The 7,678-nt window shown below is 51.5% G+C and carries 8 protein-coding genes; all 8 read left to right on the top strand.

The window, feature by feature from the left end:
- Positions 1-206: 206 nt before the first annotated feature.
- Genes HMPREF9304_RS10640 through HMPREF9304_RS10675 form a run of 8 tightly spaced genes read left to right on the top strand, consistent with a single transcriptional unit; the run spans position 207 to position 6,963 of the window.
- A complete protein-coding gene (locus HMPREF9304_RS10640) occupies positions 207-1,247 on the top strand; it encodes a hypothetical protein (protein WP_052046110.1) in 1,041 nt (346 codons plus the stop codon).
- On the top strand, positions 1,247-1,729 hold the full coding sequence (locus HMPREF9304_RS10645) for an N-acetylmuramoyl-L-alanine amidase (protein ID WP_036928945.1): 483 nt from the start codon (positions 1,247-1,249) through the stop codon (positions 1,727-1,729). The genes HMPREF9304_RS10640 and HMPREF9304_RS10645 overlap by 1 nt, the downstream gene beginning before the upstream one ends.
- A gap of 9 nt (positions 1,730-1,738) precedes the next feature.
- Positions 1,739-2,299, top strand: coding sequence for a hypothetical protein (locus HMPREF9304_RS14735; RefSeq protein ID WP_036928931.1), 561 nt, complete (start codon positions 1,739-1,741; stop codon positions 2,297-2,299).
- Positions 2,289-2,549 (top strand): hypothetical protein, encoded by a 261-nt coding sequence (locus HMPREF9304_RS10655; RefSeq protein ID WP_036928933.1) that lies wholly within the window; start codon positions 2,289-2,291, stop codon positions 2,547-2,549. The genes HMPREF9304_RS14735 and HMPREF9304_RS10655 overlap by 11 nt, the downstream gene beginning before the upstream one ends.
- Complete coding sequence (locus HMPREF9304_RS10660; RefSeq protein WP_036928935.1) at positions 2,531-3,016, top strand: phage tail tube protein; 486 nt, start codon at positions 2,531-2,533, stop codon at positions 3,014-3,016. The genes HMPREF9304_RS10655 and HMPREF9304_RS10660 overlap by 19 nt, the downstream gene beginning before the upstream one ends.
- Complete coding sequence (locus HMPREF9304_RS10665) at positions 3,016-3,330, top strand: hypothetical protein (protein WP_036928937.1); 315 nt, start codon at positions 3,016-3,018, stop codon at positions 3,328-3,330. The genes HMPREF9304_RS10660 and HMPREF9304_RS10665 overlap by 1 nt, the downstream gene beginning before the upstream one ends.
- Positions 3,331-3,341: 11 nt before the next feature.
- Positions 3,342-3,653: a hypothetical protein gene (locus HMPREF9304_RS10670; RefSeq protein WP_156104814.1), complete on the top strand. Its 312-nt coding sequence runs from the start codon at positions 3,342-3,344 to the stop codon at positions 3,651-3,653.
- 10 nt (positions 3,654-3,663) lie between these two features.
- A complete protein-coding gene (locus HMPREF9304_RS10675; protein ID WP_036928941.1) occupies positions 3,664-6,963 on the top strand; it encodes a phage tail tape measure protein in 3,300 nt (1,099 codons plus the stop codon).
- Positions 6,964-7,678: the final 715 nt, after the last annotated feature.

Genomic DNA, 7,678 nt, shown 5'->3' on the forward strand with positions numbered 1-7,678 from the left:
TGTCTTCCGTGATAGGACATCAGGGTGGCGCTCCTACAGGTGAACAGAAGTTCACAAAACTGAGTGATGTGCCAGCTGAGCAAATTGCCACGTTGCGATTGGAGAATCCCGAGGAATACAAACGCCTGTACAAGGCTGAGTATGGTATCGATTGCGAAATCTAAAAGTATAACCCTTTAAAAAAATTGACAATGAACAGAATTTTAATGCTGCTCGGTACCCTGCTCTTCAATGCAGTGACGGGCGCGACCTTTGCATCGGTTCTTGGGCTTTCCCCCATGACAGGTGCTGTGGGAATGAATGTGGTGGCCGTGCTTGCCGGGACTATGCCCCAAGGCGTGTTGCGTGCCGGAGTATTTACAGAGATATGGACTGGCGAGCTGGTTAAGGCTTTGCGCAGCGGCCTTGAAGGCTCATGGCTCGACGGCGTGCCAGATCAGAGTTCCATCACCAACAACGACGTCATTCACCTCGTCGATGTTGGTGTGGACCCTGACGTGCTGGTGAATAACACCACCTATCCGATTCCCCTTCAGGCATTGGATGATAAGGATATTGCCGTGAAGCTCGATAAGTTCCAAACCAAGGTTACTCCTATCACGGACGACGAACTCTATGCGGTGAGCTACGACAAGATGGCACGGGTGAAGGAAAGTCACGGCAACGCCATCAACGATTCTAAATTCGCCAAGGCTGCCCATGCGCTCTGCGCTCAGAAGAACAGCGCCACCACGCCCGTGCTTACCACTACCGGAGAGCGCGACGCTGAGACGGGTCGCCTGCGCCTGACACCTCAAGACCTTGTGGCGATGAAGCGGGCGTTGGACAAGATGAAGGTGCCTGCGGACAACCGCCGCCTCGTTCTTTGTCCTGATCATGTGAACGACCTGCTGCTCGTTAGTCAGAACTTCCGTGAGCAGTACAACATTGACCGCAACACCGGTAAGGTAGGCAAGCTATATGGCTTTGACATCTATGAGTTTGCCAACACGCCGCTCTATACGCAGGCTGGCGTCAAGAAAGCACTTGGCGCAAACGCCGAGAAGGGCGAGTTCCAATGCTCGTTCGCCTTCTACACGCCACGCGTGTTCAAGGCTACTGGTTCGACCAAGATGTATTACAGCGAGGCTTCGACCGATCCGGAATACCAGCGTAACAAAATCAACTTCCGCCATTACTTTATCTGTATGCCTAAAAAGAGCGACGCAGGCGTAGTGATGGCAAGCGGTTACAAGGAAAACGCATGATGAGCAAGCCCATGAAATATCTCGTCATCCACTGCACCGCCACGCCAGAGGGGCGCGAGGTCACCGCGGCTGAGATACGCCGATGGCACACCGCGCCACCTCCGGCAGGCAGGGGGTGGAGACACGTGGGCTACACAGACATCATTCATCTTGACGGGCGTGTGGAGCGACTGGTAAAGAACAACGAGGACGCTCAGGTGGACCCGTGGGAAGTGACCAACGGAGCTACGGGCTACAACAGCGTGAGCCGGCACATCGTGTATGTGGGTGGATGCGACAGCGACATGCGCCCTAAAGATACCCGCACGCCAGCACAGCGCGAGGCGCTCAAGCGATACGTTCTCGAGTTCCACAGCCGGTTCCCGCAGATACGCATCGTAGGACACCACGACCTCAACCCCGCCAAGCAATGCCCCTCGTTCGACGTGGGGCGGTGGATAGCCGAGATAGGCATACGGCAAACGTTCAATCAGCATTTATAACACAGAGCAATGGGAGACACGATATTTCAAATCCTGCAATGGGCAATCCCATCGGGCGGTATCGGCGCCGCCATTGCCTGGATTGCCAACCGACGCCTCAGAACCGTCGAGGAGAAAAAAAAGATAGAAGATACCTACAAGCAGATGTACGACATGGTGAGCCGTGAGCTCATCAGCTTGCAGCAGCAAAACGAAACTAACTATGACAAAATTGAGAATCTTCGCACCGATGGAGACAAGATGCGCCGGGCGCTCAACCGCCTCTCAAGGGCTATCGAGGCTATTCAGATATGTCCTCATCGCACTACTTGCCCTGTCAGTGTGGAGCTGTCGCTCGACCAAGACAGTGACGCGCCAAAGCCTGCACGAGGAAAGCCTACGCCTGCAAAGGGACAGCCTCACACAGACGATCACCCAAACATGGCAGAAGCCGGTGAGGGTTCCCATGGCAACAGCCTGTCTCAAACTCACACTCGACAACATCAGGCAGCTGCCACCAGGAGCAGCGTACATGGCAAGGGAAAAACAGGCGGCTGTCAAACTCCAAAGGAAACCGGCAATGGCGAATGAGCCTGAGCAAATCATCATTGAGGCACAATGCGACTCTCTGGAGCTGGTAGTGGCAAGTTACTCAAAGCGCATCATCACGCTGAAACGGCAGCTGAGTGAGGCAAAGAGTTTGAACAGCGAATTGAAGGAAACGACAAAAGAGCGTGTCTCGCCCAGCCTTAAAATGATAATCATCGCTTTTATCGTCGGGGTGGCGACCGGCATAGTATTAACCCTGTTAACAAGAAAAATATGGCAAAAAGTGTTTTAGACGGAACTGACCTCATCCTATCTATCGGTGGGAATGCACTCGGTTTCTCAACAGGCTGTAAGGTTTCTACCTCTGCCGAAACGGGAGAGCGTGTAACCAAGGAGGCTTCAGGCGGTAAATGGAAAGAGAGCTACATAAAGAGCTTCTCGGAGCAGATCACCGCCGATGGTGTGGTACTTACGGACGGAACAAAAGAAGTTCCGAGTTACGACCAACTGAAAGATGCAATGCTCAAGGGTGAGCCTGTTGATAGTGCATACAATCTCCGTGACGGTGATAAACGTACAGGAAAAGCCAGCGGAGGATATAAGGGCAAGTATCTCATCACGTCATTGGACCTTGACGGTCAAGCTGGCGACGATGCGAAATATTCCATCACCTTGCAAAACTGCGGTGCGGTAACAAAGGTCGATGCAGGGCTGTCAGGTGAAATTAAGAAAAATTCGGAACATAATGAGCAGTTATAATGAACGAAAAGAAACTTAACAAACTGAAGATTGCCGGCAAGGAATATCCCTGCCGTGTAACTATGGGAGCAATGGTACGCTTCAAGAATGAAGCAGGAAAGGACGTGAGTGAACTGAAGCAGACCGATATATCGGAACTGGTACTGTTCATCTTCTGCTGCGTGAAGAGTGCGTGCCATGCGGACAAAGTGGACTTCGAGATGGACTTTGAGATGTTTGCCGACTCATTGGAGCCAGGGAGTGTCAATTCCTTCTACGAGGATATGGCTGCCGCCTCACAAAAAAAAACGGAGAACCCGGTGGCAGGCAAGTAAGCATTGACGAATTGCTGGGAATAGCCTTGGGGTGCATCGGGATGGGTAGAGATGACTTTGAACGGTGTACCCCTTTTGAGTTTTACGAAGTATGGAACAGGTGGGGACAGCAACATAAGGACAGGGAACGCTCTGAATGGGAACGGGCAAGGGTGATGGCTATGTTCTTTATCCAGCCATACGTAAAAGGGAAGCTGACGGCGCATGACGTTCTTCCGCTACCGTGGGACGAGGAAAATATCTCTACCGAGAATGAGAAAATAAGCAAAGAAGAATTTAACAGGCGTTTCGAGGAAGCGAAACGGCGTAACGGACTAAAATAGCACAACCAAGATGGCAAAGGTAGTAGAATTTCAAATTAAGATAAAAGGTGTCGACGGCAATGTTCTGAAAAACCTGAGCGTTGAAGCTACCGGGCTTGACGAAGCTTTGGAAAAGGTAGGTGAGACAGCTCGTAGCACAGGCTCTCAGCTGAAGGAAATGGCGGCAAAGAGCATGGTGTTCGAGGGCGCAATGCGGTCTATAGAAACTCTCCGTGATATGGTGGGCGGACTGGCAGCTCCTTTTAACAGCTTTGAAACGGCTATGCGCAGTGCTAACACGATGGCTGGCAAAAGCGGAGAGGACTTTGATGCGCTCTCCGAGAAGATAGTTGGGCTGAGCAAAAATATACCATTAGCACGTGAGGAACTCGCTACTGGGCTATACCAGACTATATCGAACGGTGTACCCGAGGACAACTGGATAAGTTTTTTGGAGCAGTCGAGCAAGGCAGCTGTCGGCGGACTTGCGGATTTGGGTCAGACCGTAACCGTAACCTCGACCCTTATCAAGAACTATGGACTGAGCTGGGATCAGGCTGGGGCTATTCAGGATAAGATACAGATGACCGCCAAAAACGGTGTAACGAGCTTTGAGCAACTTGGTCAGGCTCTGCCCCGTGTCAGTGGAAGCGCCTCCCAGCTGGGAGTGTCTATGGACGAGCTTATGGCAGTCTTCGCAACCACGACTGGCGTTACCGGTAATACGGCAGAGGTCTCTACCCAGCTGTCTGCCGTTCTGAATGCGCTCATTAAACCGTCCGCAGAGGCGACAAAGGCAGCAGAGGCTATGGGCATAGGCTTCAATGCGGCAAGCGTACAGGCAGCAGGAGGACTTGAGAACTTCCTTTTAGGACTGGACGCAAGCATTAAGGAATATTCAGCCAAGACGGGGCAGCTTAGTGAAAACATCTATGGGCAGCTGTTCGGCAGTGCGGAGGCATTGCGACTGCTCGGCTCGCTGACAGGGGAGCAAAAGGACAAGTTCTCGGAAAACATAGGAGCAATGGCCGAGTCTGCTGGTACGATAGACGAAGCCTTCAACGAGATGTCAAGTACAGGGGACAGTGTAGGACAGATGCTGAAGAACCAAGTACAGTCCATGCTTGACTGGGCGGGCTCTTTGGCCAGCACTTCCGCTCCCTATATAGAAATGATAGCTAATACAGGACTTGCCATGATGAGCATGGCGCAACTGAAAAACGGGTTGGTAACCGTCGTGGCAGGATTGAGGGCTGTTAAGATAGCAACGCTCGCTCAGGCGGCAGCCTCAAAGATAGCCGTAATAGCTTCCAATGCTTGGAAGATAGCGCAGATAGCACTGAACTTCGTGCTGAGTGCCAATCCCATAGGTATCGTCATTATGGCGATAGCCGGGCTTGTAGCCATATTGGTGGCAGCCTATAACAACAGCGAGACTTTCCGTAATATCTGCGACCAAGTATGGGCTGTGGTGAAGGACTTGGCTTCCGCCGTGTGGGATTTCCTTGTAAAAGCCTTTGAGAAGGCAAGCACCGTTATCAAGGAGGCTTGGGAATGGGTAAAGAAGTTCTTTGGCATAGATGACAGCGGTCCTGCAAAACAGACAGGAGGAATAGAAAAGCAGACCAAGGCGCTGAAAGAGAACACGAAGGCAAAGACCGAGAATGCACAGGCGGCACTCAAAGGGAACAAGAAGTTCAATTCTCCTGTCAAAAAAGACAAAGATAAAAAGAGGAACAAGGACCTGTATGACGGAAAGAAACTCATAGCCAACGCCACGAGTTACAAGGAGCTTGGCAACAACATCCAGTTTTATCAGAACAAACTCGAAACGACCAAGGGCTCCGAGACCAAGACTATCGCCCTCTATGCCCAGAAAATAGCCATGCTCCAAAAGCAGCAGGAAACCATCAGCCGTATTCAGGATATGGCTGCACGCCCTACGGAGCTGAAATCCCTTGAAGACATCAACAATGAGATAGCCTACCAGCAGACACTCCGGGAGCGTGCCACGAAATCAGACCTTGCCGGGATAGACAAGGAAATACAGCGTTTGAACGACCTTAAAACGGCATTTGAACGCAGTGCGCACATAGATGTAGGCATTGACAAGATAAAGACATACAAACAGCTGGAGGAAGAACTACAGTACTACTCGGATTTACTGAAAACCGCCACAGAGGAGGAACGTATCGAAATACAGAAGCAGATCAATGCGCTGAATGACCTGCGTAAGAAGTGGGATGACACATTGGCTGAACTGAAAAAGCCTGAGGATATTGCAAGGCTTGACAGCATCGAGAAGCTGGACAACGCCATCAGCTACTATCAGTCAAAGCAGAAGAAGGCAAGCGCCTCTGAAATATCGGAAATAGAGCGCACCATTATGGCATTGGAGAAGAAGCGCAATGCCATGAAACAACTGACACGTATTCCTGAATTGCAGGAGGAGGTCGGCAAGCTTGGTGGAATGAACGGCAGGGAGCTTACGATGGAACTGCGGGTAATGGGCTTGGATGGACTAAAGAAACGCATCAAAGAGTTGCAGGATATGCTTGCGGACACGAAGAACCCGATGGACGAAAGTCAGCGTGCTGAAGTGAACAAACTTGTCAAGAGTTATGAGAACTACCAGAAGATACTTAAAAAGAGTAATGTTACGGTAGAGAATTCGTGGAGTTCTCTCAAAGGCATAGGTGGCGGTATCTCTTCACTGACAGATGCTCTTGAGGGCAATCGAGGAGCTTGGGAAACCATTGTCAGTGTAGTGGACGCAGCTATACAGATTTATCAGGGCATCAACAGCATCATTGCGATTGTGCAGGCACTCACTGGTGTTACGCAGGCAAATACCGCAGCCACAATGGCACAAGGCGTGGCCAAGACTACAGAGGCTACGATAGACACCACGGCTACAGGTATTGAGGTTACGAACAGCGCAGCTCGGACTGCCGCTACTCATGCGGAGACTACAGCCGATGTCGCAGGTGCAGCTGCCAAGACAATGAAGGCCCATGCGAGCATACCCTTCGTGGGCATAGCAGTGGGCGTGGGTATGGTGGCTTCATTGGTCGGCATGATGATGTCTCTTCCGAAATTTGCTAATGGAGGTCTGGTGTACGGACCGACCCTCGCCCTTATGGGAGAATATGGCGGAGCAAGCTCCAACCCTGAAGTAATAGCGCCACTTGACAAACTAAAATCTCTGATAGGCGATACAGGCGGAGGTTTCAGAGGCAGGCTTGAGGCAAGGCTCAGAGGGCGCGACATCGTGATAGCCCTTGCCAACGAGACGCGCATTAACAGGAAAAAGACGAATATAAAAATATAACAAATATGTACATACACGGACATTTCTACAACCAGCTCAACGAGCGCATAGAGGTGCATATCCTCACGAAAGGCAGCCATACGCCCAACATGGAGATAGGGGCGAAGGAGAGCGGCATCAGCTGGACCGACGACCCCGTGGACATCACGAGCCAGGTTAGCGACACCTTTGACGTGCTGCTCTGTCAACAGGCGAGCGTGAGGCTGCTGACAAAAAATTTCGTGCCCGACTTCTTCTGCGCGTCATGCCGCGACGTGGTGGTCAACATCTATCGTGAGGGGGAATGTCTCTTCGCCGGATTCGTAGAGCCACAGACCTACTCGCAGGGATATAATGAGGAGCAAGACGAGATTGAGCTGAGCTGCATCAACATACTCACGGCGATGCGGTATGCCAAGTACCAGGACGTGGGAACGCTGGGGGTATCATACGCGGGCATCAAGGCCACGGCAAAACAGCGCACGATGGCAGACATCATCATCCAAANGCTNAGNGACATCACCAAGGGGGTCGATGTCAAGGGACAGGGAAAGGTGGCATTATTATACGACGGAAGCCGCGCTGTCGNCAGCCTCGAACAGGACAAATATTCGCTTTTCAGCCANCTNTCCGTCAATGANCTGCTCTTTCTNGGCGATGACGAGGATGAGGTGTGGCAGCAGGACGAAGTGCTCGAGGAAACACTCAAATACCTCAACCTACACATCAGGCAAGA

Source organism: Hoylesella timonensis S9-PR14, from assembly GCF_000762405.1.
In the GTDB taxonomy this organism is placed as follows: domain Bacteria; phylum Bacteroidota; class Bacteroidia; order Bacteroidales; family Bacteroidaceae; genus Prevotella; species Prevotella timonensis_A.

What these genes read in the sequence shown, in the direction of transcription:
- HMPREF9304_RS10640 (WP_052046110.1), top strand. Translation starts at nt 207, where the DNA reads ATGCTGCTCGGTACCCTGCTCTTCAATGCAGTGACGGGCGCGACCTTT.
- HMPREF9304_RS10645 (WP_036928945.1), top strand. Translation starts at nt 1,247, where the DNA reads ATGAGCAAGCCCATGAAATATCTCGTCATCCACTGCACCGCCACGCCA.
- HMPREF9304_RS14735 (WP_036928931.1), top strand. Translation starts at nt 1,739, where the DNA reads ATGGGAGACACGATATTTCAAATCCTGCAATGGGCAATCCCATCGGGC.
- HMPREF9304_RS10655 (WP_036928933.1), top strand. Translation starts at nt 2,289, where the DNA reads ATGGCGAATGAGCCTGAGCAAATCATCATTGAGGCACAATGCGACTCT.
- HMPREF9304_RS10660 (WP_036928935.1), top strand. Translation starts at nt 2,531, where the DNA reads ATGGCAAAAAGTGTTTTAGACGGAACTGACCTCATCCTATCTATCGGT.
- HMPREF9304_RS10665 (WP_036928937.1), top strand. Translation starts at nt 3,016, where the DNA reads ATGAACGAAAAGAAACTTAACAAACTGAAGATTGCCGGCAAGGAATAT.
- HMPREF9304_RS10675 (WP_036928941.1), top strand. Translation starts at nt 3,664, where the DNA reads ATGGCAAAGGTAGTAGAATTTCAAATTAAGATAAAAGGTGTCGACGGC.